Origin of the sequence: Clostridioides sp. ZZV15-6388 (assembly GCF_020657755.1) — a bacterium.
GTDB lineage: Bacteria > Bacillota > Clostridia > Peptostreptococcales > Peptostreptococcaceae > Clostridioides.
This window is the reverse complement of sequence record NZ_JAGWCU010000160.1, coordinates 1-220: the sequence shown is the minus strand read 5'-3', so window position 1 is coordinate 220 and position 220 is coordinate 1. Positions and strand designations below refer to the sequence as shown.

General features: G+C 29.1%; 1 protein-coding gene. It reads right to left on the bottom strand.

The window, feature by feature from the left end; genetic code table 11:
- The coding region (locus KGF48_RS20825) for a transposase (RefSeq protein WP_227868141.1) at positions 1-160 on the bottom strand (160 nt) is incomplete at its 3' end.
- Between the last annotated feature and the right edge of the window lie 60 nt (positions 161-220).

Sequence of the window (220 nt, the reverse complement as noted above, 5' to 3'; positions counted from 1 at the left end):
CCATTTCTATTATTTCTGCTCCAAGTTCATCTGCTTTATATGGTATTATCTCCTTTAACATCTTTTCTACTTCGCCAACTAAAACAGGTTTACGATACTTAGGACAAAATATTATATGATATTTACAATCATATGTTATATTTCCGTTAGATTTATACATAAAAACTAACACCTCCTACACATAATCTATCATTCGTAGTGTTAGGTTGCAAGTATTATT